Below are 331 nucleotides of genomic sequence, written 5' to 3' on the forward strand. Positions count from 1 at the left end.
GGCGAATACCGCCACTTCATGCTCAAGGAAATCCACGGGCAGCCCAAGGTCGTGCAGCGTACGCTTGAAGGTCGCCTCGGCCAGCAGCGGGTGCTGGTCCATGCCTTTGGTCAACAGGCCGCCGAGCTGTTCGCCAAGGTGCGCAACGTGCAGATCGTGGCATGAGGCACCAGCTACCACGCCGGTATGGTTGCGCGTTACTGGCCCGAAGGTCTGGCCGGGATTCCGTGTCAGGTCGAAGTCGCCAGCGAATTCCGCTACCGCAAGGTCGTGGTCCAGCCGGACACCCTGTTCGTTTCGATCTCCCAGTCCGGTGAAACCGCCGATACCC

General features: G+C 62.8%; 1 pseudogene. It reads left to right on the forward strand.

The features are described 5' to 3' along the window. Positions 1 to 331 (forward strand): annotated as a pseudogene (locus EE949_RS21480) (SIS domain-containing protein); the annotation flags it as partial.

Origin of the sequence: Pseudomonas viridiflava (assembly GCF_900602065.1) — a bacterium.
Taxonomy (GTDB): domain Bacteria; phylum Pseudomonadota; class Gammaproteobacteria; order Pseudomonadales; family Pseudomonadaceae; genus Aquipseudomonas.